Raw genomic sequence first — 24,743 nt, forward strand, 5'->3', positions numbered from 1 at the left:
AGCCAGTGATACCCTGGGTCCAGCTAGACTCGGCAAAAACGCCTGATGGTGGACAAGAACTTCGCCTGAAGCGGCGCGGCACTGAATTCTCGATCATGCTTGGCACCAACGAGCTGATGAACAGCCGCCTCAGCGGCTCCGAGGAAGCGCTGGCCAGGCTCTCCTGTGAAAGGATTGCTGGCCGCAAGCAGCCAAAAATCCTGATCGGCGGCCTCGGCATGGGTTTTACGCTGCGCGCCGCCCTCTCAGGACTCTCGAATGATGCCAGCGTCGTTGTCGCGGAGCTGGTCCCGGCAGTCGTTGCCTGGGCGCGCGGCCCGATGGCCGAGATCTTCGGCGGTTCGCTCGACGATCCCCGCGTGACGATCCGCGAGACCGACGTCGGGCACATCATCCGCTCGGGTATCTCGGCCTGGGACGCCATCCTGCTTGATGTCGACAATGGCCCGGAAGGCATCGTCTACAAGGGCAACGACGCGCTCTACGGTGCCGCCGGCCTCGGTGCCGCTCGTGCCGCGCTCAAGCCCGGCGGCGTGCTGGCGGTGTGGTCGCAAGGACCGGACAGCGGTTTTGCGCGGCGGCTCAAGCAGGCGGGCTTCGCCGTCGAAGAGATCAACACCCGCGCCAATGGCAAGCGTGGCGCGCGCCACGTCATCTGGATCGCGACCGCTCCGGCAGCGCGATAGGGCCACCCTGCACCTTGCGCAGAATGGCCCGTATTTTCCAGATGTCGGTCAGATACCAGCCGCCAACAACAACCCTATTTTGCCTTCTCGAGTTCGGCAGCCAGGGTTTCCAGCAGTCCACGGGTGCCCTCTTCGCGTCCTTGCGCTGAATCGACTCCGTCGAAAAAGACGCCCTGTTCAGTATAAGTCAGGCGGGTGCCATCACCTGAAGGCGCCAGTTCGATGGTGGTGAGCGACGCTGACAGAGGCTGGGATCCAATCGCCATTCGGTACGAAAACACAATGCGCTGGTCGGGGACGATATCCTGGAACTGCGCGTCGAGCCTGATCTCCGGGCCGCCCTGATAGCTGAACCGCGACACCTCACCGCCGCCGACACGGAAATCGAAGCTGAATTCGGCGATCGTAAAGCCATCGCCCCCCACCCGCCAGCGCCGCACCGTTGCCTTGTCGGCAAAGGCGAAGAAGACACATTCTGGCGATTGCGGGTAGGTCCGCTCGATGGTGAAGGTGGAGTGGATGACGGAATGCTCGTCTTTCACAGAGGCTATCTGGTTCATTTCGTTTCGTCCTTTTCTTCATTCTGAATTTTCGAGTTCGGTTGATCTGTCTCCGCCAAAACCTGGCCGAGACGGTCGAGCTGGCGTTCTGCCGGTATGCGGCGCTCGGCGATCCAGTCGGCAAGCGGGGCAAGCCCTCCGGGCTCAATCCTGCAGGTGCGAACCCGCCCGATCTTTTCGCTGCGGATCAGCCCGCACGCCTCCAGCGTCTGGAGATGCTGGAGCACGGCGGCGAATGTCATGCCGAACGGCTCGGCCAACTGGCTGACCGTGGCCGGCCCGCGACTCAGCCTTTCCAGGATCTGCCGGCGGGTGGGCTCGACAAGAGCACGAAGGATGCCATCGATCTTTGGATAATTAAGCATAGACTTGAGTATTGCGTTATCAATGTCAATTGTCAAGTTTGGACTAAAGTATTTTGCGGAGCGCAAGCGATCCCGCCCTGCCTTGGCCAGCGGAAGGTTTTAAAGGGCGAATTCAAAGGACGACGGCGGGGGCGAGGACGGGCTGGCTGGTGACCGTTCGGCAGCCAGCAGCGTTCCTCAATCCTCGTGCAGGATAAATTCCAGATAGAGGTTGCGCTGCAGGATCGAATGGTTGTCGTCTGACATCAGCGACACCATCAGCGCGCCGTCGTCGCGGGTCCAGACATCCAGCCCTTCCATATTGTCGATCTGGTAGCCCATGTCGGCGTCCAGCAGCACCGGCCCGTCGGCGACGGCGCCCTTCTCGACACTCTCGCCATAGATGCGCCGTAGCCGCATCTTCACTCCGCCGGCCATCGAGAAGCTGCGCTCGAGCAGCAAAAGATCGCCGTCCGGCAGGAAGGCACCGTCGGTGATGTCGAAGTCGCCATTGCGCTTGACGGTGAAGACGCCCTTGTGCGGCCCTTCGATGATTGCCGCATAGATGTTGCCGGCCTTGTCGAGGCTCTTTTCCGACACCACGACCAGCCCGCCCTCATGCTGGCCATAAGGATTGGCGTGGGTGACAGTCTCGAAGCCGCGGTTCTGGCGCAACTCCTGGGCCGGAACCAGAAAATCCAATTGCTTGAACGGCGCCTTCATGCCGTCCGGATCGATCTTGAACTGGGCGACACGCTGGTTGCGTTCGAAACCGACCGTGGCGATGCCGTCCTTGACCGCCAGGCCTTCGGCATCGACCTGCCACTTCTTGTCGATCGGCTGGCCCGCCTCATCGACCATCTGCTGCATGCGGAAATTCTGGATGCCCGACGGACGCTTGTCGGCATTGTGGGTCACGCTGCCGAAGAACCAGAAGCCGGTGTCGGCGACGCCGATGAAGTCGCTGCCCGCCTTCAGGAAGCGAAAGGCCGACAGCGCGCCGAAATCGCGCGATGGCGAGGTCATCTCCAGCCCGCCGACGAATTCGAGCGGCCCGAATTGCCTGTCGTCATGGCCGATACGGAACTGGCCTATCGGCCGCGCCGTGATTTCGACCGGCTCGACCGAGTCTGGGCTGGCGGCAACCGCTGGCCACTGCATGCCAGCCAGCATGCAAGCAGCAAAAATCGTGTGCCTAAGGCCCCCGCCCGAAAAGCTCATCCGGCGCGCCGCAGGCCGCCGCGGCGCGTCTCGCGTGCGCTTTCCTCGCCAAACAGAGAGGCAAGCTGCTCGGTCATGGCGCCGGCCAGCTCCTCGGCATCGACGATGGTGACGGCGCGCCTGTAGTAGCGGGTGACGTCGTGGCCGATGCCGATGGCCAAAAGTTCCACCGGCGAGCGCGTTTCGATCAGTTCGATGATGGCACGCAGATGCCGCTCGAGATAATTGCCCGGATTGACCGAAAGCGTCGAATCGTCGACCGGCGCGCCGTCCGAGATCATCATCAGGATTTTTCTTTGCTCCGGCCGGGCGATCAGACGGTTGTGCGCCCAAAGCAGCGCCTCGCCGTCGATATTTTCCTTGAGCAGCCCCTCGCGCATCATCAGGCCGAGATTGCGGCGCGCCCGCCGCCACGGATGGTCGGCGGATTTGTAGATGATGTGGCGCAGATCGTTGAGGCGACCGGGATTCGGCGGCTTGCCGTCCTTCAGCCACTTCTCGCGCGCTTGCCCGCCCTTCCAGGCGCGGGTGGTGAAGCCGAGGATCTCGACCGAGACGCCGCAGCGCTCCAGCGTACGCGCAAGGATGTCGGCGCAGGTGGCGGCGACCGTGATCGGCCGGCCGCGCATCGAGCCCGAATTGTCGAGCACCAGCGTCACCACCGTGTCGCGGAATTTTGTGTCGCGCTCCTGCTTGAAGGACAGCGGCTGCATTGGGTCGATGACGACGCGCACCAGCCGCGCCGGATCGAGATAGCCCTCTTCGAGGTCGAAATCCCAGGAGCGGTTCTGCTGCGCCATCAGCCGGCGCTGCAGCCGGTTGGCCAGCCGGCCGACGACGCCGGAGAGGTTGGCGAGCTGCTTATCGAGGAAGGCACGCAGCCGGTCGAGTTCTTCCTCTTCGCAAAGCTCCTCGGCACCAACGGTCTCGTCGAAGGCAGTCGTGAAAACCTTGTAGTCGATCTCTTTCGGCAGATTGGTGAAGGGATTGTCGTTGCGTCGGGCCTCGCCGGGCGTCTCCGCGTCGGAATCGTCCTCGTCGGAGAGATCGTCGGCGGTGGCGTCGGACGCTTCCGTCTCGGCAGACTGCTCGTCGTCGGCCGACGCGTCGGCATCGTCGGACTGCGACTGTTCGGAGCCGGAATCGTCCTCGCCGCCCTCCTCGCTCTGCTCCTCGCCTTGCGGCTGGTTGTCGTCATTGTCCTCGGAGTCTTCGGTCTCCTGGTCGTCGCCGAGTTCCTCGGCCATTTCCATGGAAACCAGCATGTCGCGCACGACGCGAGCGAAAGCCTGCTGGTCGTCGAGCTTGGCGGACAGGCCGTCGAGGTCTGCGCTTGCCTTCTCCTCGACCCAGGGGCGCCAGAGGTCGACCAGCCGCTCGCCGCTCTTCGGGACAGTGCGGCCGGTCAGCTTCTCGCGCACCATCAGCGCCAGCGCCTCCTCGATCGGCGCGTCGGCCTTGTCCTTGACGTCGACAAGGTTCGCCCTGGCGTATTTGTCCTCGAGCATCGAGCCGATATTGTCGGCAACGCCCTGCATGGCGCGGCTGCCGATCGCCTCGACACGTGCCTGTTCGACCGCGTCATAGATCGAGCGCGCCAGCTTGCCTTCCGGCGCCAGCTTGCTGTGGATGCGCGCGTCGTGGCAGGCGCGCTTCAGCGCCATGGAATCGCCGAGGCCGCGGGTGATGGCGATATCGGTCCTGGAGGCCTTCTTCGGTAGTTCGGGCAGCCGGGCGCGGCTGCCCGCAAGTGCGGGCCTGTCCTTGGCGAAACCGACTTCGAGATCCTTGTCGCCGGCGATGGCGCGCATGCAGACAGTCACCGAGCGCTTGAAGCTGTCGGCTTCAGATCCCGTCTTCGACTTGTTGCGCGTGTTGTCGCCCGGACCCGCCATCATCTATCTCTATTTTGCCGCTGGCCGTTGGCCAAGCTGAGCACGTAGGAGGCCGACAATCTCTTCCACCGAGATTGTAAAGTGGCCTCCTTTCCCACTGTCATATGCCTGTCTCCACAGACTGTATCCCTTGTCAAAACCGTCAGGGATCGGACCAATCCCTTCAAGTTCAACCACACTTTCTCTTAGTACGTCGGCCGCTAGAGGAAGGTGGGGAACGGTTTGTAGCTGCCTTCCATCATTCGGTATCGGTGCATTGGTCACTGATATCGACACGATCGGCTGGCTTTCGCCGTCCAAGTTATCGACCGCGCCTATGATCACTCGCGATGATACTGGTGTTGCTCCGCGATAAGTCCAAGTCTGCTCAGGTTTGAATGGTTCATTCTGAGCCATGGCTGCCTGACAGATACCAAAGCAGAAGATTGAAAAACTCCAAAGGAACGTCCGGCAGGTTGTTCCCATAGAGTGGTGTCACCCCAGCACAACGTTGGCGGCGCTCTCCGGCAGATCCTCGCCGAAGGCGCGCTGGTAAAACTCGGCCACCACCGAACGTTCGAGCTCGTCGCATTTGTTGAGGAAGGTCAACCGGAACGCCATGCCGATATCGCCGAAGATTTCGGCATTCTCGGCCCAGGTGATGACTGTGCGCGGGCTCATCACCGTCGACAGATCGCCATTGATGAAGGCCGAGCGCGTCATGTCGGCGACGCGCACCATCTTGTTGACGATGTCCTTGCCCTTGCTGTCGCGATAGTGCTTGGCCTTGGCCAGCACGATGTTCACTTCGTTGTCGTGCGGCAGATAATTCAGCGTGGTGACGATCGACCAGCGATCCATCTGCGCCTGGTTGATCTGCTGGGTGCCGTGATAGAGGCCGGTGGTGTCGCCCAGCCCAACCGTGTTGGCGGTCGAGAACAGCCGGAAGGCCGGATGCGGGCGGATGACCCGGCTCTGGTCGAGCAGCGTCAGCCGGCCGGACGATTCCAGCACGCGCTGGATGACGAACATCACGTCCGGGCGGCCAGCGTCATACTCGTCGAAGCAGAGCGCGACATTGTGCTGGTAGGCCCAGGGCAGGATGCCGTCGCGGAATTCGGTGATCTGCAGCCCGTCCTTGACGACGATGGCGTCCTTGCCGACGAGGTCGATGCGGCTGACATGGCTGTCGAGGTTGACGCGCACGCATGGCCAGTTGAGGCGGGCTGCGACCTGTTCGATATGGGTCGACTTGCCGGTGCCGTGATAGCCCGACACCATGACGCGGCGGTTGTAGGCAAAGCCGGCGAGGATCGCCATCGTCGTGTTCTTGTCGAACAGATAGTCGGGATCGACGTCGGGCACATGCTCGCTGGTCACCGAATAGGCCGGCACCACAATCTTGGAGTCGAAGCCGAATTTGTCCTTCACCGACACCGTGGTGTCGGGCAGGTTGGCGATGTCGCGATCGACCTTGTTCATCTCTATCAACGTCTCCACGGGCGAAACGCCTGATTTCGCCGGCAATCGATTTTGTCCGGGGGCGGTCTTAGAGCCTTTTCCAACCTTATGAAAGTTGGAAAACGACACGAACCGTATGGTCGCTCAGCACAATCCCGCCTGCTTGAGCACGCGATAGGCCTGCAGCACATCGCGGAACCGGTCTTCCGAACCTCTGTCGCCGCCATTCGCATCCGGATGGTGGCGCTTCACCAGTTCCTTATACCGTGCCTTGATATCCTTGCCAGTCGCCTTTGTATCAAGGCCAAGCGTTTCCAGTGCCTTGGCCTCAAGCGGCTTTGCCTTGCGCTCGCGCGCCTCGCGCGGATCCTTTGGACCTTTGAACAGGTCGAACGGATCGCGCATGCGGTTGTAGTAGCCGGCGCGACCGGAACGCTGCTGGGCGAAGTCAGGCGACGATCGCGTCGAAGCGCCGTTGATGCCCATCTTCCACGTCGGCCGGTGGCCGGTCATCGCTTCCTTCTGGAAACGGGCGATCTCGCTGTCAGGCACGCCGGAGAAATAGTTGAAGCCCTTGTTGTACTCGCGCACATGATCGAAGCAGAACTGGAAATACTCGCCTTCCTTCATGCGCCCGACCGGCGCGCGATGGGTGCCGGCCTCCTTGCAACCGTCCCACTGGCAGATCGGCGAGCGCGACTTCAGCTCCGCGTCCTTCTCCGGCCGGATGCGGATCTTCTCGAAATATTTGGGATACGGTTTCATCTCACCCATTTATGGGCTGTTCGCTAGTGCGAAACAAGAATTGACATTTCGGCGATCATCGCCCTAACCGCTGAATCGCGGCTTAAAGCAGGCAAATGGCGAATTTTGCGGCGATGCCGTAGATTTGGTGAAGGGAAGCTCCGATGTCCATACAGGCGACGATGGAAGGCAAGCTGAACAAGGCGTTTTCGCCGGAACGGCTGGTCATCATCAACGAAAGCCATCTCCACGCCGGCCACCATCATCACGGCTCCGATCATCATGGCGCCTATGACGGCACCGGCGAGACGCATTTCCGCGTCCGTATCGTTTCGCCCGCCTTTGCCGGCATGAGCCGCATCGAGCGCCACCGCGCCGTCAACGAATTGCTGGCCGACGAGCTGAAAGCCGGCGTCCACGCGCTGGCGATCGAACCGGCGGCACCCGGCGAACAGACGCGCTGGTAGGCACTGCTCGTCGGCCGACGCCGCTCAACCCGGCTCCCCGGAAACGCCGCGGGGGAAAACGGTCAGATCACCGCTTCGATAAGAAACGGCCCGTGGCGCGATAGGGCGCTGTCCAGCAGGGCATCGAACCGCTCGCACGTGTCGGCGCGGGCCGCCTCCACGCCCATGCCCTTCGCCAGCGATACCCAGTCCAGCGCGGGCTGGTCGAGATCGAGCATACGCCTGGCATTCTCGCCGATCGCGCCCACCCCGACATTCTTCATCTCGCCATGCAGGATTGCGTAGGTCCGGTTGGAGAAGACGATCGTGACCACGTCGAGATTTTCCCGCGCCTGGGTCCACAATCCCTGCACGGTGTACATGCCGCTGCCGTCGGCTTCGAGATTGATCACCTTGCGATCGGGACACGCGATCGCTGCCCCTGTTGCCAACGGGATGCCTCCGCCGATCGATCCGCCAGCTGTCATCATGTAGTCGTGCGGCGCTGCGAAGGCCGACAGGGCGAAATAGCGCCGGGCCGACGTGACCGCCTCGTCGCAGACGATGGCATTGGCAGGAAGTTTCCGCGCCACCGAAAGGGCGATCGCATCGTCGGTCAGCTTGCCGCGCGGCACTGGCTCGTCGGGAAAGCCCGTTGCGACAGGGAGCGGCTGCGTCGACCTGATGCCGAGTTCGTCGCGAAGCGCTTCCAGTGCCGCCTTCAAATCCTCGCCATGCGCAGCCAGCGAAAGCACCTCGCAACCGTCTCGAGCCAGCCGTCCCGGCTTTCCCGGATAGGCGAAGAAGGCAACAGGCTCCTTCGCTCCGACCAGGATCAGCACGTCGATGTCGCTCAGCAGGGCCGTTGCAGCATCGATCGGATAGGGGATGCGCGTGGGCGCGACCCGTCCGCGACCGCGCTCCATCCGCGCCACAAGAACCTCGCTGAACAAGCGGACATCTTGCGCTGCCGAGATTTGACCAGCGATCGCCAGCGCGTCGGCTCGCGCCGCGCGTCCGCAAACGATGATACCGACACGGCCTGGAGCGCCACGGATCGCCTCGGCTGCCTTTCGCACAGCGCCCATATCGACGGTGGGCTGCGCGAGCTCCACCTTGCGGGCCGAAACCACAGGAGCCTCGCCCCATGCGGCGTCCGCCGGCAGGATCAGGGTGGCGATACCCGGCGGTGAAAGGGAAGCGCGGAAGGCCGCCTCGGTGGCCGGCGCGACATCGGCGGGACTTTCGATACGGCGAACCCAGTTCGACATCGGCGAAGCGAGGCTTTCGATATCGCTGGCGAGCGGTGCATCGAGCGCCAGATGATAGGAGGCGTGGTCGCCGACAATGTTGATCATCGGGCTCAAGGCGCGTCTGGCGTTGTGGATGTTGGCCAGCCCGTTGGCCAGTCCGGGCCCGGTGTGCAGCAGCGTCGCGGCCGGTCGATCGGTCATCCTCGCGTAGCCGTCGGCGGCACCTGTCACCACGCCTTCGAAGAGGCCCAGCACGCAACGCATCTGCGGCTTGCGATCGAGTGCGGCAACGAAATGCATCTCCGATGTACCGGGATTTGCGAAGCAGACCGTCACGCCATTTGCCAGAAGCACGTCACACAGGACGTCGGCTCCGTTCATGAATCCCTCCCCGGTTGGCGCAGGACAATTGATCCTGCCAGCGCCCGAACGGCAATATCCCGCCAGCAATTTTGGCGTGATCCACCATCTTCGCCGTCAGACATGGTCGCGGATCGCCCGATCGAAGGAGCCGTCGGCGAGGCATTCCAGCCATTCGGAATGTTCCTCTACGCCTCAATGTCTGATTGCAGCCGTTCTCCTTTAGGAGAAGGGAACCACAACGCTCCTCCAACAGTTGAATATGCAGATGGTCCGCCCAGCAGCCAGTCGGGCGGCTCTGAGGGCGAAATATCATGCGCGAGAACCAGTCTGACGTTTTCGACCTGTTTTCTGAGATTTACACGAACGCGGCGCAGGAAGAGATCAGCATCCAGCAGTACCTTCTTGCCTGCCGGGAAGACAGGTCCCTGTATGCCTCGGCACCCGAACGGATGGTGCAGGCAATCGGCGAGCCGAATCTTGTCGACACCAGCAAGGACGAGCGGCTTGGCCGCATTTTCTCAAACCGAACGGTCAAGGTTTATCCCTCCTTCTCCGACTTCTACGGCATGGAGGACACGATCGAGCGCATTGCGGGCTATTTCCGCTATGCCTCCCAGGGACTCGAGGAGCGCAAGCAGATCCTCTACCTTCTCGGCCCGGTCGGCGGCGGCAAGTCGTCCCTTGCCGAACGGCTGAAGAAACTGATGGAGCAGCGACCGATCTACACGCTGAAGGTCGGCAACCAGATCAGCCCGGTTTTCGAATCGCCACTTGGCCTGTTTCATCCCGATCGCATGGGCGATCTGCTGGAGGACAAGTATGGCATAGCGCGGCGACGCCTCAACGGGCTCATCTCGCCCTGGGCATCCAAGCGCCTCGATGAGTTGTCCGGCGATATCTCCAAGTTCAGCGTCGTCAAACTGATGCCGTCGCGGCTGCGCCAGATCGGCATTGCCAAGACCGAGCCAGGCGATGAGAACAATCAGGATGTCTCGGCCCTGGTCGGCAAGGTCGACATCAGGCAGTTGGAAAATTTCAGTCAGTCCGACCCGGACGCCTATTCCTTTAGCGGCGGACTGAACCGGACCACGCAAGGCCTGCTCGAGTTCGTCGAGATGTTCAAGGCGCCGATCAAGGTCCTGCATCCGCTGCTGACCGCGACCCAGGAAGGCAGCTACAACGGCACCGAAAATTTCGGCGCCTTTCCCTACCAGGGGATCATCGTGGCCCATTCCAACGAGTCGGAATGGCAGCAGTTCAAGAACAACAAGAACAACGAGGCCTTTCTCGACCGCATCCTCGTGGTCAAGGTGCCGTACTGCCTGCGCATCACCGAAGAGAGGCAGATCTATGAAAAGCTGCTGCGCGAGAGCGAGCTGGCAGCAAGCCCCTGTGCCCCTGAAGTGCTGGACATTCTCAGCCGCTTCACCGTTTCGACCCGCCTGGCGGAGCACTCCAACTCGCCGCTCTACACCAAGATGCGCGCCTATGACGGCGAGAACCTGAAGGAGGTCGACCCCAGGGCGAAGTCGGTCCAGGAATACCGCGACGCCGCCGGCGTCGATGAAGGCATGACGGGCGTCAGCACGCGCTTTGCCTTCAAGATATTGTCGCAGACATTCAACTACGACACCAAGGAAGTGGCCGCCGATCCGGTGCATCTGATGTACATTCTGGAGGAAGCGATCAAGCGGGAGCAGTTCCCGAAGGAAACGGAAGCCGCCTATCTCGAATTCATCAAGTCGGAGCTCGCCGCGCGCTATGCCGAGTTCATCGGCCACGAGATCCAGAAAGCCTATCTCGAATCCTACAGCGAATATGGCCAGAACCTTTTCGACCGCTACATCGCCTATGCCGACGCCTGGATCGAGGACCAGGACTACAAGGACCCCGACACCGGCCAGATCCTCAACCGGGAGGTCCTGGACAAGGAACTGTCACAGGTCGAAAAGCCGGCAGGCATCGCCAATCCCAAGGACTTCCGCAACGAGGTGGTGAAGTTCACGCTGCGCGCCAGGGCAAAAAACCACGACCGCAATCCGTCATGGACGAGTTATGAAAAACTGCGCGAGGTCATCGAGAAGCGGATGTTCGGACAGGTCGAGGACCTCCTGCCGGTGATCAGCTTCGGCTCCAAGCAGGACAGCGTTACGGAAAAGCGCCACAACGAATTCGTGCAGCGCATGGTCGAGCGCGGCTATACCGAACGGCAGGTGCGCAGGCTGGTGGACTGGTACATGCGGGTGAACAAGGCGGGTTGATAGGGCCCGGATGGTTTCCATGCCGATCTTCATCGACCGTCGCCTGAACCCGAAGGACAAGAGCCTCGGCAATCGACAGCGCTTCCTCCGGCGTGCTCGCGAGGAATTGAAGCGAAGCATCCGCGATCAGATCCGCAGCGGCAAGATCGCCGATGTGGATGCCGAGCACGCCGTGCCCATGCCCGAAAGGGGAACGGTCGAGCCGAGATTCAACGATGACAAGGCCAGCGGCCGGCGCCAGCACATCCTTCCTGGCAACAGGCATTTTTCCCCTGGAGACCTGATCCCCAAGCCCGGTCAGGGCAGCGGCGCAGGCGGCCCGGGAAACAAAGTGTCGGAAGACGATTTTCGTTTCGTGCTGTCGCGCGAGGAGGTGCTCGAGCTCTTTTTCGAGGATCTCGAACTGCCCGACCTGGTCAAGCTCAATCTCAAGGAGATCCTTGCCTTCAAGCCGCGCAGGGCCGGCTTCGCCGCGACCGGTTCACCGACCAACGTCAATGTCGGGCGCACCATGCGCAACAGCCACGGCCGGCGCATTGCGCTGAGGCGCCCAAAGCAGGAGGAGTTGGATGCGATCCTCCAGGAAATCGCCACGCTTGAGTCGGCATCAGCCAGCGCGGCGACGCGCCAGCGCATTGCAGGATTGCGCGAGGAGCTTGACCGGCTGGAACGTCGGCGCAGGCGAATTGCCTTTGTCGATCCGGTCGACATCCGGTTCAACCGCTTCGACGCCCGGCCCATACCGAATGCCAAAGCCGTCATGTTCTGCCTGATGGACGTTTCGGGATCGATGGGCGAACGCGAGAAGGACCTGGCCAAACGCTTCTTCGTGCTGCTGCACCTGTTCTTGAAGCGGCGCTACGAACGCACGGAGATCGTCTTCATCCGCCACACGCACGAGGCGCACGAAGTGGATGAGGACACGTTCTTCTACAACACGCAGAGCGGCGGTACGATCGTCTCCACCGCGCTTGCCGAAATGCACCGCATCATCGAACAGCGCTATCCGGCCAACGAGTGGAACATCTACGCCGCACAGGCCTCGGACGGCGACAATTTCGCCACCGATTCCGAGCGATGCATAGAGTTTCTGGACCGCAGGCTCATGCGCCTGTGCCAGTATTTCGCCTATGTCGAGATCATCGACGAACGAGAAACCCATATATTCGGCGCCACCGAAAACGGGACGTCGCTTTGGCGCGCCTACAGCAGGGTCGAGCTGAAATGGCCCAACTTCCAGATGAGCCGCATTGCCACTCCGGCGGATATATACCCGGTCTTTCGCCGGCTCTTCGCCAGGCAGCCGGCTGCCCGCAAGAGCGCCTGAGGAGGGTCGATGGCCAGGCAAGCCACTAAACCGGGTCTGCTCTTTTCAGGATCCGACTGGGATTTTGGGAAATTGTCGCGGGCTTATGAAGCGATCGAGGCTCTCGCGATCGAGGAACTGCACCTCGATACCTATCCGGTGCAGATGGAGATCATCTCCTCTCAACAGATGCTCGACGCCTATTCCTCGGTCGGCATGCCGCTGATGTATCGTCACTGGTCGTTCGGCAAGCATTTCCTCTACGAGGAACTGCTCTATCGCAAGGGCGGGCGCGGCCTGGCCTATGAACTGGTCATCAACTCCAACCCCTGCATCGTCTATCTGATGGAGGAGAACACCATGGCCTTGCAGGCTCTGGTGACGGCGCATGCGGCACTCGGTCATAACCATTTCTTCAAGAACAATCATCTGTTCAGGCAATGGACGGATGCCGGGGCGATCCTGAGCTATCTGGACTTCGCCAAAGGCTACATCGCCCGCTCCGAGGAGCGGCACGGCCTTGCCGCCGTGGAGTCGGTTCTGGATGCAGCGCACGCTTTGATGGAACAGGGCGTATTCCGCTACCGCCGGCCGCCGAGACTGTCGTCGGAACGGCAGCGCGAGGGACTGCGTGAGCGCCTCGAATACGAAGAGCGTTCCTACAACGATTTGTGGCGCACGCTGCCACCTGCGCAGGAAAGCAAAAAGGCCGACGGCGAGGCCGGACGTATGGCGGAGCGGAAGAAATCGCTCAACCTGCCGGAGGAAAACCTGCTGTACTTCCTGGAAAAGAACAGTCTCGTCCTTGAGCCCTGGCAGCGTGAACTCGTCAGGATCGTGCGTATCATCGCGCAGTATTTCTATCCGCAGCGCCAAACGCAGGTGATGAACGAGGGCTGTGCCACCTTCGTGCACTATACGCTCATGAACATGCTGTTCGACCGGGGCCAGATCACAGAAGGCGCCATGCTCGAAATCCTGCGCAACCATTCCAACGTGATCTTCCAGCCGGCCTTCAACGATCCGCGCTATTCCGGCGTCAATCCCTACGCGCTTGGCCTCGATATGATGCGGGACATACAGCGCATCGCGACCGAGCCGACGGCGGAGGACCGCGACTGGTTTCCCGACATCGCTGGCCACGGCGACTGGCGCGAGATCCTGCTCGACGCATGGGCGAACCATCGCGACGAGTCCTTCATCCGCCAGTACCTCAGTCCAACCTTGATCCGGAAATGGCGCTTCTTTGTCCTTGGCGACGCAGCCGGCGAACCGCATTACCAGGTCGCCTCGATCCACAACGAGCGTGGCTACAGGAAGATCCGCGCCGCGCTGGCTCACAGCTACGATGTCGGAGTAAACCGGCCCGACATCCAGGCCGTGGATGTCGATCTGCTTGGCGACCGGCATTTGCGGCTGCAGCACAAGGTCAAAGACGGCGTCGTTCTCGATGAGGCCAGCCGCGACGCGACGCTGCGCCACATCCGCAAGCTCTGGGGCTACGAGGTCAGCCTGGCGGCGGTCGATGCCCAGACCGGTGCGACCATCAACGAGCGCTCCACCCGCCAGATCGCGGAGTGAGGCTCCGCAACCTGCATCTCGCGGGCTGGTCAGGCTTCGCCGGCAGGCTTGATCCTCAGCCTGGCGATCCGGTTCTTGTCGCGCTTCATGACGACGAAGCGCATGCCGTGGAAGGTGAAGGCCTGCTTCTCGTCGGGGATCGACTGCGTCTCGTGGATGACAAGGCCGGCAATGGTGGTGGCCTCTTCGTCCGGCAGGTTCCAGTCGAGTGCGCGGTTGAGGTCGCGGATCGGCACGGTGCCGTCGACGATGACGGAACCGTCGGCCTCCTGCTTGACGCCCTGGATCTCGATATCATGCTCGTCGGCGATTTCACCGACGATCTCCTCGATGATGTCCTCCAGCGTCACCAACCCTTCGACCTCGCCATACTCATCGACGACGATGGCGAAATGCGCCTTGCGGCGCAAAAAAGCGTTGAGCTGTTCCTGGAGTGTCGTGGTGTCGGGCACAAACCACGGCTTCGACGCGATCTTCATCACGTCGATCCTGGAAAAGTCGTTGCCGACTTCGTTGAGCGCCCTGAGCAGGTCCTTGGCATGCAGCACGCCGACGATGTTGTCGAGCGAGCCCTTCCACAAGGGCATGCGGGTGTGCGGGCTCTGCAGGATCTCGCGCACCACCGCTTCCGGCTGATTGTCGGCATTGACCGAGCGCATATTGGTGCGGTGGACCATGATGTCGGAGACTTCGAGCTCTTCGAGGTCGAACAGGCCGCCGACGCGGTCGCGATCCTCGCGCACCACCTGGCCGTCGCGGCGGAAATCGTCGACGGCACCGCGCAATTCGTCATGGCTCGAACGTTGCGGCTCGATCGGCTGCAACTCGTAGCCAAAGAGGGCAAGCAAGCGCGTGCGCAAAAGAAGCACCAGCAGGCAGAGGCCGGCAAGGACGGCAGCGACGATCCAGCCGGGCTCGTTCGTCATCCAGGTCGGCTTTCCTGCCGATCCGGGTGGCTTTCCTGACCCGGATGGCTCTCACTCAAGAACGACAAGACTTCCGAGGCCGGCACATCCCTGGCGATGAAGGACTGGCCGATGCCGCGCGTCAGGATGAAGGTCAGCGCACCGCGCGACACCTTCTTGTCCTGGGTGATGAACGAGAACAGCGCCTCGGCGTCGGGCAGTTCGCCGGGAATATCGGCCATCCGCCAGGGCAGGCCGACGGCGCGGAGATGCGCCTCGACGCGCGCCGCATCGTCCGGGCTCGCCAGGTTGAGCCTCGACGAAAAGCGATGCGCCAGCGCCATGCCGATGGCGACGCCCTCACCATGGACGAGGCGGGCGCCGTCATAGCGGGTGGCGGCTTCAAGCGCGTGGCCGAACGTGTGTCCGAGATTGAGCAGTGCGCGGTCGCCTGTTTCAAACTCGTCGCGCGCGACGACATCGGCCTTGGCGCGGCAGGCCTCTGCAATCGCCTCGGCTCGCGCCGGGCCGCCGTCAAAGACCGCGCGCCAGTTCTCCTCCAGCCAGGCGAAGAAGGACGGTCGGTCGATCAGTCCGTATTTGGCGAGTTCGGCATAGCCGGCGCGGAATTCCCGGATCGGCAGCGTGTCGAGCACCCCGGTGTCGGCCAGCACCAGCTTCGGCTGATGGAAAACGCCGACCAGGTTCTTGCCACGCGCGCTGTTGATGCCGGTCTTGCCGCCGACCGAGGAATCGACCTGCGCCAACAGCGAGGTCGGGATCTGCACGAAATTCATGCCGCGTCGCACGATCCCGGCGGCAAAGCCGGCCAGGTCGCCGATGACGCCGCCGCCAAGCGCGATGACGACGTCGCCGCGCTCCAGCTTTGCGGCAAGCACGCCGTCCACCACCTCTTCGAGATGGGCAAAACTCTTGGTTTTTTCGCCGGCCGGAAGCGTGATGACGGCAGGCTGGATGCCGCCCTGCTCGAGGCCCGCCTTCAGCGTCTCGAGATGGGCAGCGGCGACATTGTCGTCGGTCACGACGGCAGCGCGCGTGCCCGGCAAACGGCGCGAAATCTCGGCGCCCGCGCGCAACAAAAGGCCGGAGCCGATCAATATGTCGTAGGCACGCTCGCCGAGCCCGACCTCGACGGTGACTGTCTCCCCGACAGGCATATCGCCGCTCATGGACGCACCTCGCCGCTGGTGACGATTTCAACAACGCCGAAATGCCGGCAAAGCGCATTCACGACCTCGGCCGCGATGACCTCCTTGCGGTCGTCGCGGGTCAGCACGGTGACGTCTGATGTGGCGTAGACCGGATAGCGCTCGGCCATCAGCCGCTCGAGCACGGCGCGCGGATCGGGGTTCTTGAGCAGCGGCCGATTCTGCTTCTTGGAGACGCGCTCCATCAACAGGTCGAGCTCAGCCTTTAGCCATACCGAAACGCCATGGCCGGCGATCGCCTCGCGCGTCTGCGCATTCATGAAGGCGCCGCCGCCGGTCGACAGCACCTGCGGACCGTTTTCCAGCAAGCGCAGGATGACGCGCTGCTCCAGCGCGCGGAATTCCGTCTCGCCATAGCGCTCGAACAGCTCCGGCACGGTCATGCGCGAGACGCTTTCGATCTCCTGGTCGCTGTCGATGAAGGGCAGTGCCAGCATCGCCGCCACCTTGCGGCCGATCGCCGTCTTGCCGGCGCCCATCAGGCCGACAAAGACGATCGAGCGCTTGCCCAGCCGCTCGAGCAGCTCGGCATGGCCTTCGCCTGGAGGATTTGCTGGCAGCGCGTTCATGAGACCATGATGTTTCTAGGCCCTCTTTGCCGGCGTATCGACATCAAAAGCCTGTTTGCGTCAAGCAGGGGTACGCGAGCTTCGTCCTTGAATTGGCCGGATTGGCGTCCCATAAGGGCACAGGGCTTGGAAACGCAGAACAAGAAGACGGGCGAAGATTGATGCCGACTCTGTTTCGCTTTGTCGTGACGCTGATGATTCTTGCCGGCATAGCCTATGGAACGATGTTCGCCCTGGCGATGTTCGTCGAGCCGAAAAAGGCCGAGATGAGCGTGCGCATTCCGCCGGAAAAGCTGAATCCCAAGAAAAACTGATCCAAAAGAGAAGAACTGATCCGAAAGAATGAACAGCGCGGCTCGCATCGAAGCCTTCCTGGAAATGATGAGCGCCGAGCGCGGTGCTGCCGAAAACACGCTCTCCTCCTATCGCCACGACCTTGAGGACGCCTCGCAAGAGATCAGCGGCGGGCTTGCGGGTGCCGGTGCCGCCGATATCCGCTCTTATCTCGACGACATCGCCGAACGCGGCTTTGCGCCGACATCGCAGGCGCGAAAACTGTCGGCGATCCGCCAGTTCTTCAAGTTCCTCTACGCCGAAGGCCTGCGCGGCGACGACCCGACCGGCACGCTGGACAGTCCGAAGAAGGGCCGGCCGCTGCCGAAGACGATGAGCGAGGCCGAGACCGGACGCCTGATCGACCGCGCGGCGCAAGAGGCGACGAATGCCGCGCTGAACGACGGCGACGGCCTGGCGGCGCTGCGCCTGCATGCGCTGGTCGAAGTGCTCTACGCCACCGGCCTGCGCGTCTCCGAGCTGGTCGGCCTGCCGGTGACGGTGGCTCTGCGCGACGATCGCTTCTTCATGGTGCGCGGCAAGGGCGACAAGGAGCGCATGGTGCCGCTTTCGGCCAAGGCGCGCGCCGCGATGCGGGCCTGGCTTGCGGTCAGGGCTACCGTGCCGGCCTTTGCCGACAGCCCGTTCCTGTTCCCGGCCGCCTCCGACTCCGGCCATCTTTCCCGGCAGGTCTTTGCCCGCGACCTCAAAGGGCTCGCCGCCAGGGCCGGTATCACCGCGGCGAAGATATCGCCGCATGTGCTTCGCCATGCTTTTGCCAGCCATCTCTTGCAGAACGGCGCCGACCTCCGGGCGGTGCAGCAGCTCCTCGGCCATTCCGACATCTCGACCACGCAGATTTACACCCATGTGCTGGAGGAGCGGCTGGTGCGGCTGGTCAATGATCATCATCCGCTTGCCGACTAGGCCTCATATCGCTATGTGAGGGCGACGTTCCACCGCCCGGAGCCTCCGTTTTCGAGGGTTTCGCCAGCCATTGCCTTCCGAATTGCCGGTCCGCTCAAGAATGTACAATTACCTCGATTTCGAAAAGCCGGTGCAGGATCTCGAAGGCAAGATCCTCGAGCTGAAGAAGCTCGCCGAGAACGGCGAGGCCGTCGATGTCGGCGACGAGATCGGCCGGCTGGAGAAGCGTTCGCGCGACGCGCTGCGCGATGCCTACAAGGCGCTGACGCCGTGGCAGAAGGTGCAGGTGGCGCGCCATCCCGACCGGCCGCATTGCGTCGACTACATCAAGGGCCTGCTCAGCGATTTCACGCCGCTGGCCGGCGACCGCAATTACGGTGAGGACCAGGCGATCGTCGGCGGCTTCGCCCGCTTCCGCGGCGAGCCGGTGGCGGTGATCGGCCAGGAGAAGGGCTCGGACACGGCGAGCCGTCTCAAGCATAATTTCGGCTCGGTGCGCCCGGAAGGCTACCGCAAGGCGGTGCGGCTGATGGAGCTTGCCGACCGCTTCAAGATCCCGCTTTTGACCCTGGTCGACACCGCCGGCGCCTATCCCGGCGTCGGCGCAGAGGAACGCGGCCAGGCCGAAGCCATCGCCCGCTCGACCTCGGCCTGCCTTGGCCTGAAGGTGCCGTCGATCTCGGTGGTCATCGGCGAAGGCGGCTCCGGTGGCGCCATTGCCATCGCCACCGCCAACCGGGTCTATATGCTCGAACATGCCATCTATTCGGTGATCTCGCCGGAAGGTGCGGCCTCGATCCTGTGGCGCGACACCACCCGCTCGAAGGATGCTGCGACCAACATGAAGATCACCGCCCAGGATCTTTACGAAATGAAGATCATCGACGCCATTGTCCCCGAACCGCTCGGCGGCGCCCATCGTGCCCCGGAAACGGTGATCGCCGCCACCGGCGACCTCATCGCCAAGACGATGAAAGACTTTGCCGGCGCCAACACCGATTTCCGCGAGCAGCGTCGCGAAAAATACCTGGCCATGGGCCGTAGCCTCTAGGCTGGGCTGACACCACGCCGCAAAGTGGCGGAATTGCGCAATTTCGCCACAAAAATGCCGCCGCATTCAGGTCAATGAAATTGCCGTGAGGGGTGATCCGAAGCTTGCGGTAAGGATTTTTCAAGGTTAACGGGCTTACGGTCCGCTAATGTTTAGCGTGCGGGCCGGCGGTGCCGAAATCTGTCGCCCGAGAGAAAAGACGTAGCCGTACCCATGTTTGCCAAGTTTGCCCGCACTGGAGTCCTGATCGCCGTCGTCGGCATCGCCGGCTGCAACGATTCCTCGATGAAGGATTTCGCCCCGGAGGCCAACAAGCCGCTGCCGGACAAGATCCTGGCCGACATGAGGGCCAAGGGCATGGTCCGCACGTCCTCGGTGATGGCCCGCATCTTCAAGGAAGAGGGCAAGCTCGAGATCTGGAAGGCCAAGACCAACGGCCGTTACGAGATGGTCGCCAGCTACGACATCTGCAAATGGTCGGGCAAGCTCGGGCCGAAATACACCGAGGGCGACCGCCAGGCGCCGGAAGGGTTCTATACGGTCCGTCCCCAGCAGATGAATCCGCGCTCGAACTATCATCTGTCCTTCAACATCGGCTATCCCAATGCCTATGACCGCGCCAACGGCCGCACCGGCGCCAATCTGATGGTGCACGGCGCCTGCTCGTCGTCGGGCTGCTATTCGATGACCGATCCGCAGATCGAGCAGATCTACGCCTTCGGCCGGGATGCCTTCCAGGGCGGCCAGACCGAGTTCCAGATCCAGGCCTTTCCGTTCCGCATGACCGCCGCCAACATGGCGCGCTATCGCAACGATCCGAACTACGACTTCTGGAAGATGCTGAAGGTCGGCTACGACAATTTCGAGATCACCAAGGTGCCACCGAAGGTCGACGTCTGCGAGAAGCGCTATGTCTTCAACCAGGTGGCTCCTGAAGGCACGACCTTCGATCCGACCGGGCCCTGCCCCGCCAGCACGCAGCCGGATTCGCTGAAGAGCGCCTACAACGCCTATCAGAGCACTTACGAAGCGGCGTTCAGCGGCGCGGTCAAGGCCAGCGTGCCGGCGCCCAAGCCGACGATTGCCGGCATCAAGGAAGCCAGCATCGTTTCCGACTGGTCGAAGCGGCGCGCCCGCGGCGAGCGCGTGCCGATCGATCCGCCGTCGCTCAATTCCGACGGTACGGTGACCGAGACGGCGCGCATGGGCCGCATCGATTCGCCGGCCGGCCGCAAGATGGCCGCGCTCGACGCGGAGAAGGCGGCCAAGCAGAAGGCCGAGGAGCAGCGGCTTGCAGCCATAGAAGCAGCGAAGGCTGCGAAAGAGGCGGCAAAGGCGCAGGCACTGGCCGAAAAGGAGGCCGAGAAGGCCGCGGCCCAGCAGCCGGTCGCCACCGCGACCATCACGCAGCCCACCGAGGCAGCACCGGCAGAGACGCAGGCGGCTGATGCCGGCGACGGCACGATGACGAAACTCAAGAAGAAGCTGTTCGGCATGTTTGGCGGCTGAGGTTCCGAAGCATGATCCCGAAAAGTGGAATCCGGTTTTTGCTGCGCTGACCTTCGGTTCGGACAAAGATCATGCTTGAACAAGAAGCCCTGGCCGATCCCGACCCTGTCTACGACCTCAAGGGGCTGAACTGCCCGCTTCCCGTGCTCAAAGCAAAGAAGCGGCTGGCCGCGATGCGGCCGGGCAGCCGGCTGTGGCTTGAGACCACCGATCCGCTGGCGGTCATCGACATTCCCGCCTTCTGCTCCGACGCCGGCCACCAGCTGATCGAAACGGCGGCGGTATCTGGCGGCCATCGTTTTCTGGTTGAGCGCGGCGAGACCGCGGAAATCTTGCGGTAATCTGTCACCTTCGCGAGCTAACGCCGCCCGGCGATCGCTAGCGGATTGTCTTCCAGCGCCGCGCGGTCGGGCGTGTCGATCGACGGCCGGTTGGTGAAGGCGGCAAACAGCCGGCGCACATAATTCTCCGGCATGTCGAGCGTGATTAGCACCAGCCTGGTGCCGCGCTGGCCGTCGGGCCAGGACTGCAGCCGCACCGGCGGATGCAGGATCTTCTGCACGCCGTGCACGACCAGCGGCCGCGACGGGTCCTCCTGCAACTCGATGACGCCCTTCATGCGCAGCAGACGCTCGCCATGCGTGGAACGCAACAGGTCGAGGAACATCTCGATCGCCGAAAACGGCATCGGCCCGTCATGCACGAGCGAATAGGACCGCACGCGTGGATCGTGGCGATGGCCGTCATGATCGTGACCAGCATGGTCGTGATCACCATCGTGATGATGATCATAGCCATGATGGTCGTGGGCGGCTTCTTCACCGAGCCAGCGCTGCACGTCGGCGGATTTCGTCGCCGGATTGTAGAGGCCGCAGTCGAACAGCGCGGCCGCGCCCGTGTTCTTGTCGCCCGCCTCGAGCAGCGCCGCACCCGGATTGATCTGCCGCAGCCGCGTCCGCAACGCCTCGACCTCGCCGGGATCGGTGACCAGATCGGTCTTGGTCAGCACGATGCGGTCGGCGACGGCCGCCTGCTTCAGCGCCTCGACATGGGCATCGAGCGTCGCCCCGCCATTGACCGCGTCGACCAAAGTGATGACGCCGTCGAGCCGGAAGGCCTGGACAAGTGCTGGATGCGCCATGATCGATTGCAGCACCGGTGCCGGATCGGCGAGACCCGTGGTCTCGACGACGACGCGCGCCAACTTTGCGATGCGGCCGGTCTGCAGCCGGTCGACGAGATCGGCCAGCGTGTCGACCAGTTCGCCGCGCACCGTGCAGCACAGGCAGCCATCGGAAAGCTGGATGATGCCGTCGGAGGCCTGCTCGACCAGCAGATGGTCGATCGCCACCTCGCCGAACTCGTTGATGATGACGGCGGTGTCGGCGAGCGCGGGATCCTTGAGCAGCCGGTTGAGCAGCGTCGTCTTACCAGAGCCGAGGAAACCGGTGAGCACCGACACTGGGATCGGGAAGCTTGCCATTGCCTAGTTCGCGGCCTTGACCGACTGGTCGCCCTGTACGGCGGCTGAGCCGACCACGGTGGCGCCGGCCGGTGCTGGCCGGTCGGGCCGCCAAGTCGGCAGCGGCACGTCGGCAAATTCCTGGCCGGCCTCGTCGAGCATCGCTTTCGGTGTCGGCCCGGTGGCGCCACCGAGGCCGACGGCGACCAGGGTCGGCACGTGGTCGAGCTTTGCTTGGTAGGGCGATTTCGGCACGTCCTTGGCGGCAACGGCGGGAGGTGCTTCCGACTGCTCCGCCTTCGCCTTCTTCTTGCAGATCTCGTCATTCAGATCGTTGGCCGAGAGCGTGTCGCCATAGGACGGCAGCGCGGCAATGGTGGTCGAGCCGGTCGCCGGCGTGTCAAAACCCTGGTCGAGGAGGCGTGCCGCCGTCTCGGCCCGGCTTACCGCGGATTTTTCGCCAAGCACCACCGCCACCAGCGTACGCCCGTTGCGGGTTGCCGAACCGATCATGTTGAAGCCCGAAGGACAGACAAAGCCGGTCTTCATGCCGTCAGCGCCGGGATAACGGCCGATCAGGAGATTGTAGTTCGAGATCGCCTTCTTGCCGACCGCCAGCCCCTCGATCGAGAACCACGGCGCATATTGCGGGAATTCGCTGCGGATCGCCATCACCAGCAAAGCGAGGTCGCGCGCCGTCGTGTACTGGTCGGGCGAATAAAGCCCGTTCGGATTGACGAAATGCGTTCCGGTCATGCCGAGCCGGCGTGCCTCGCCATTCATACGCTCGGCGAAGGCGGCCTGCGAGCCGCCGACATTCTCGCCCACAGCCATGGCAATGTCGTTGGCCGATTTGACCAGCATCATCTTCAGCGCATTGTCGAGCCGCATCACCGAACCCGGCTTGAAGCCCATCTTGCTCGGCGGCTCGCCGGCGGAATGCTTCGTCACCTTGATCGGCGAATCGAGCTGGACTTCGCCGGCGGCAATCGCCCGGAACGTCACATAGGCGGTCATCAGCTTGGTCAGCGAGGCCGGATACCAGCGCTTGAAGGCATCCTGATGCTCGAGGATCTTGCCTGTCTGCAGGTCGAACAGGACCTGCGGATTGGCAAGAGCCGATGTCGCGAACGCAGGCAGCGCAACCGCGCCCGCCAGCAATAATTTGAGGAAATGCCCGTGCCGCATCATGGAATCCGAAATCGCCTCTTGCCGTAGTCGCCTCTGGCTCCGTAAGATTTCATTACACGGTCGCCAACCATATTGGTCCGACCCTCATCCCCGGACCGCTTTGCTGCGGTGCTATTTACCCTATGTGACGCCAACATGGCAAAGTGCCGGACAATCACGATTGCAATTGAGCAGACGCAACCCGGCTGCTCCAACAGCGAAATGGACCGATCATGCCAATCCTGAATCGCGCCGCCGAGATGCAAGAAGAGGTTGCCGGCTGGCGACGACACCTGCATCAGACGCCGGAACTGAACTTCGACGTCTTCCAGACCGCCGCTTTCGTCACCGAGAAGCTGAAGGCTTTCGGCTGCGACGAGGTGGTGACGGGCCTGGGCAAGACCGGCGTCGTCGGCATCATCCACGGCCGCAAGGGCGACGGCGCGACCATCGGTCTGCGTGCCGACATGGACGCTCTGCCCATCAACGAGATCACCGGCAAGCCCTACGCATCGACCGTTCCCGGTAAAATGCACGCCTGTGGCCATGACGGCCACACGGCAATGCTTCTAGGCGCGGCCAAATACCTGGCCGAGACCCGCAATTTCAGCGGTTCCGTGGCAGTGATCTTCCAGCCGGCCGAGGAAGGCGGCGGCGGCGGCAACGAGATGGTCAAGGACGGCATGATGGACCGCTTCGCCATCTCCAAAGTGTTCGGCATGCACAACATGCCGGGCCTGCCGGTCGGCCAGTTCGCCATCCGGCCAGGCCCGATCATGGCCGCGACCGCCGAGTTCACTATTCACGTCAAGGGCCGCGGTGGGCATGCGGCGATGCCGCATGGCACCATCGATCCGATCGTCATTACCAGCCAGCTGGTCGGCGCGCTGCAGACGGTTGCCTCGCGCAGCACCGACCCGGTCGAGGCCGTCGTGGTGTCAGTGACGAAATTCCACGCCGGCGACGCCTACAACGTCATTCCCGAAACCGCCGAGATCGCCGGCACCGTGCGCTCGCTGAAGAAGGAAGTCGCCAAGAAGGCGGAGGAGCGCATCCGCACGATTTGCCAGGGGCTGGCCACCGCCTTCGGCGCCACGATCGAGGTCGACTACAACGCCAACTACCCCGTCACCTTCAATCACGCCGAGGAGACGGTCTTTGCCGGCGATATAGCGGCCAACGTGGCCGGCAACGCCCAGGTGCACCGCGCCATCCAGCCGGTGATGGGCGGCGAGGATTTCTCCTACATGCTGGAAGCCCGCCCCGGCGCCTTCATCTTCATCGGCAACGGCGATACCGCCGGCCTCCACCACCCAGCCTACGACTTCAACGACGAGGTCATCCCGCACGGCATGAGCTATTGGGTGAAGCTGGCGGAAACCGCGCTGGCCGCCTGACGGATCGCGCCGGGCCGCATGCGGCGCCGGCGTTCCGGCACCGGGCGCGACCCGATCGAAGACCTGGCCATGCCTTGGATTTCAAGGCCGA

Annotated in this window: 23 protein-coding genes; 11 read left to right on the forward strand and 12 right to left on the reverse strand. The window is 62.8% G+C overall.

Annotated features, from left to right (window positions below; all coding sequences use genetic code 11):
* Positions 1–5 precede the first annotated feature (5 nt).
* Complete coding sequence (locus ACSQ3Z_RS24775; RefSeq protein ID WP_436173863.1) at positions 6–686, forward strand: hypothetical protein; 681 nt, start codon at positions 6–8, stop codon at positions 684–686.
* 74 nt (positions 687–760) lie between these two features.
* Here the strand turns inward: ACSQ3Z_RS24775 and ACSQ3Z_RS24780 are convergent, their stop codons facing one another.
* The 6 genes from ACSQ3Z_RS24780 to ACSQ3Z_RS24805 all read right to left on the reverse strand — a co-directional run bounded on the left by ACSQ3Z_RS24780 (position 761) and on the right by ACSQ3Z_RS24805 (position 6,920).
* On the reverse strand, positions 761–1,246 hold the full coding sequence (locus tag ACSQ3Z_RS24780) for an SRPBCC family protein (protein WP_436173864.1): 486 nt from the start codon (positions 1,244–1,246) through the stop codon (positions 761–763).
* Entirely contained in the window at positions 1,243–1,611 is a 369-nt protein-coding gene (locus tag ACSQ3Z_RS24785; RefSeq protein ID WP_436173981.1) for an ArsR/SmtB family transcription factor, read from the reverse strand. Before ACSQ3Z_RS24785 ends, ACSQ3Z_RS24780 begins: the two co-directional genes overlap by 4 nt.
* 177 nt (positions 1,612–1,788) lie before the next feature.
* Positions 1,789–2,811 carry an esterase-like activity of phytase family protein gene (locus tag ACSQ3Z_RS24790; RefSeq protein ID WP_436173865.1) on the reverse strand — a complete coding sequence of 341 codons (1,023 nt, stop codon included), beginning with the start codon at positions 2,809–2,811 and terminating at the stop codon, positions 1,789–1,791.
* Positions 2,808–4,706: a cobaltochelatase subunit CobT gene (gene cobT, locus ACSQ3Z_RS24795; protein WP_436173982.1), complete on the reverse strand. Its 1,899-nt coding sequence runs from the start codon at positions 4,704–4,706 to the stop codon at positions 2,808–2,810. The genes ACSQ3Z_RS24790 and cobT overlap by 4 nt, the downstream gene beginning before the upstream one ends.
* Before the next feature lie 474 nt (positions 4,707–5,180).
* The gene (gene cobS / locus ACSQ3Z_RS24800) at positions 5,181–6,167 is read right to left on the reverse strand and encodes a cobaltochelatase subunit CobS (RefSeq protein WP_436173866.1); all 987 of its coding nucleotides are present in this window, start codon (positions 6,165–6,167) and stop codon (positions 5,181–5,183) included.
* 123 nt (positions 6,168–6,290) lie between these two features.
* Positions 6,291–6,920 (reverse strand): J domain-containing protein, encoded by a 630-nt coding sequence (locus ACSQ3Z_RS24805; protein ID WP_040582048.1) that lies wholly within the window; start codon positions 6,918–6,920, stop codon positions 6,291–6,293.
* Positions 6,921–7,054: 134 nt separating this feature from the next.
* Here ACSQ3Z_RS24805 and ACSQ3Z_RS24810 point away from each other — a divergent pair, with 134 nt between their 5' ends.
* On the forward strand, positions 7,055–7,357 hold the full coding sequence (locus ACSQ3Z_RS24810) for a BolA family protein (RefSeq protein WP_120016288.1): 303 nt from the start codon (positions 7,055–7,057) through the stop codon (positions 7,355–7,357).
* Positions 7,358–7,419: 62 nt separating this feature from the next.
* Here the strand turns inward: ACSQ3Z_RS24810 and ACSQ3Z_RS24815 are convergent, their stop codons facing one another.
* The gene (locus tag ACSQ3Z_RS24815) at positions 7,420–8,970 is read right to left on the reverse strand and encodes an acetolactate synthase large subunit (protein ID WP_436173867.1); all 1,551 of its coding nucleotides are present in this window, start codon (positions 8,968–8,970) and stop codon (positions 7,420–7,422) included.
* Positions 8,971–9,263: 293 nt separating this feature from the next.
* On the opposite strand from ACSQ3Z_RS24815, the gene ACSQ3Z_RS24820 reads away from it, so the two are divergent.
* The 3 genes from ACSQ3Z_RS24820 to ACSQ3Z_RS24830 are packed head-to-tail and all read left to right on the forward strand — an operon-like array spanning position 9,264 to position 14,100.
* Complete coding sequence (locus ACSQ3Z_RS24820; protein ID WP_436173868.1) at positions 9,264–11,213, forward strand: PrkA family serine protein kinase; 1,950 nt, start codon at positions 9,264–9,266, stop codon at positions 11,211–11,213.
* Between the two features lie 19 nt (positions 11,214–11,232).
* Positions 11,233–12,540 (forward strand): YeaH/YhbH family protein, encoded by a 1,308-nt coding sequence (locus tag ACSQ3Z_RS24825; RefSeq protein ID WP_436173869.1) that lies wholly within the window; start codon positions 11,233–11,235, stop codon positions 12,538–12,540.
* Between the two features lie 9 nt (positions 12,541–12,549).
* Entirely contained in the window at positions 12,550–14,100 is a 1,551-nt protein-coding gene (locus tag ACSQ3Z_RS24830) for a SpoVR family protein (RefSeq protein ID WP_436173870.1), read from the forward strand.
* Between the two features lie 29 nt (positions 14,101–14,129).
* Here the strand turns inward: ACSQ3Z_RS24830 and ACSQ3Z_RS24835 are convergent, their stop codons facing one another.
* From ACSQ3Z_RS24835 to ACSQ3Z_RS24845, 3 genes are read right to left on the reverse strand one after another with little or no spacing between them, the layout of a single operon-like run.
* Complete coding sequence (locus ACSQ3Z_RS24835; RefSeq protein WP_436173871.1) at positions 14,130–15,026, reverse strand: HlyC/CorC family transporter; 897 nt, start codon at positions 15,024–15,026, stop codon at positions 14,130–14,132.
* Complete coding sequence (gene aroB, locus ACSQ3Z_RS24840) at positions 15,023–16,183, reverse strand: 3-dehydroquinate synthase (RefSeq protein WP_436173983.1); 1,161 nt, start codon at positions 16,181–16,183, stop codon at positions 15,023–15,025. The genes ACSQ3Z_RS24835 and aroB overlap by 4 nt, the downstream gene beginning before the upstream one ends.
* A gap of 8 nt (positions 16,184–16,191) precedes the next feature.
* The gene (locus ACSQ3Z_RS24845; protein ID WP_436173872.1) at positions 16,192–16,803 is read right to left on the reverse strand and encodes a shikimate kinase; all 612 of its coding nucleotides are present in this window, start codon (positions 16,801–16,803) and stop codon (positions 16,192–16,194) included.
* Between the two features lie 161 nt (positions 16,804–16,964).
* Between ACSQ3Z_RS24845 and ACSQ3Z_RS24850 the strand changes: the two genes are divergently transcribed.
* From ACSQ3Z_RS24850 to ACSQ3Z_RS24870, 5 genes are all read left to right on the forward strand, one after another.
* Positions 16,965–17,117 (forward strand): hypothetical protein, encoded by a 153-nt coding sequence (locus ACSQ3Z_RS24850; RefSeq protein WP_006200257.1) that lies wholly within the window; start codon positions 16,965–16,967, stop codon positions 17,115–17,117.
* A 28-nt stretch (positions 17,118–17,145) separates the two neighbouring features.
* Positions 17,146–18,063: a site-specific tyrosine recombinase XerD gene (locus tag ACSQ3Z_RS24855; protein ID WP_436173873.1), complete on the forward strand. Its 918-nt coding sequence runs from the start codon at positions 17,146–17,148 to the stop codon at positions 18,061–18,063.
* A gap of 100 nt (positions 18,064–18,163) precedes the next feature.
* On the forward strand, positions 18,164–19,114 hold the full coding sequence (locus ACSQ3Z_RS24860) for an acetyl-CoA carboxylase carboxyltransferase subunit alpha (protein WP_436173874.1): 951 nt from the start codon (positions 18,164–18,166) through the stop codon (positions 19,112–19,114).
* A gap of 213 nt (positions 19,115–19,327) precedes the next feature.
* A complete protein-coding gene (locus ACSQ3Z_RS24865) occupies positions 19,328–20,623 on the forward strand; it encodes a L,D-transpeptidase family protein (RefSeq protein WP_436173875.1) in 1,296 nt (431 codons plus the stop codon).
* Between the two features lie 71 nt (positions 20,624–20,694).
* Positions 20,695–20,964, forward strand: a complete 270-nt coding sequence (locus tag ACSQ3Z_RS24870) for a sulfurtransferase TusA family protein (protein ID WP_436173876.1) — start codon at positions 20,695–20,697, stop codon at positions 20,962–20,964.
* 17 nt (positions 20,965–20,981) lie between these two features.
* On the opposite strand, the gene ACSQ3Z_RS24875 is transcribed toward ACSQ3Z_RS24870, so the two are convergent.
* Both ACSQ3Z_RS24875 and ACSQ3Z_RS24880 read right to left on the reverse strand, forming a co-directional pair.
* Positions 20,982–22,106 (reverse strand): CobW family GTP-binding protein, encoded by a 1,125-nt coding sequence (locus ACSQ3Z_RS24875; RefSeq protein WP_436173877.1) that lies wholly within the window; start codon positions 22,104–22,106, stop codon positions 20,982–20,984.
* A 3-nt stretch (positions 22,107–22,109) separates the two neighbouring features.
* Positions 22,110–23,273 (reverse strand): D-alanyl-D-alanine carboxypeptidase family protein, encoded by a 1,164-nt coding sequence (locus tag ACSQ3Z_RS24880; protein WP_436173984.1) that lies wholly within the window; start codon positions 23,271–23,273, stop codon positions 22,110–22,112.
* A 215-nt stretch (positions 23,274–23,488) separates the two neighbouring features.
* On the opposite strand from ACSQ3Z_RS24880, the gene ACSQ3Z_RS24885 reads away from it, so the two are divergent.
* Complete coding sequence (locus tag ACSQ3Z_RS24885) at positions 23,489–24,652, forward strand: M20 aminoacylase family protein (RefSeq protein WP_436173878.1); 1,164 nt, start codon at positions 23,489–23,491, stop codon at positions 24,650–24,652.
* Positions 24,653–24,743: the final 91 nt, after the last annotated feature.

The organism is Mesorhizobium sp. LjNodule214 (genome assembly GCF_964252735.1).
Lineage (GTDB): Bacteria > Pseudomonadota > Alphaproteobacteria > Rhizobiales > Rhizobiaceae > Mesorhizobium.